General features: G+C 66.0%; 1 protein-coding gene. It reads left to right on the forward strand.

Annotation, left to right across the window (positions count from 1 at the left end):
• Positions 1 to 238: ABC transporter permease subunit (locus EOD29_RS34890; protein WP_127248919.1), on the forward strand; the 238-nt coding region annotated here is incomplete at both ends.

The following is a 238-nucleotide window of genomic DNA, read 5'->3' on the forward strand; positions in this document are numbered from 1 at the left end:
CAGCGCTCGCAGGCTTCCTGGCGCTCGGGCTGCACGAGGCAGCCAACATGTCGGAAATCATCCGCAGCGGCCTTCTTGCCATCGACTGCGGGCAGCGGGAGGCGGCGACGGCACTCGGATTGAAGCCTCGCCAGACGTTCCGGACGATCATCCTGCAGCAAGCCGCACGCCTCATCGTCCCGCCGACCGGCAATCAGGCGATCGGCATGCTGAAGGCGAGTGCCATCGTCTCCGTCAT

The organism is Mesorhizobium sp. M1A.T.Ca.IN.004.03.1.1 (assembly GCF_003997555.1).
Taxonomy (GTDB): Bacteria; Pseudomonadota; Alphaproteobacteria; order Rhizobiales; family Rhizobiaceae; genus Mesorhizobium.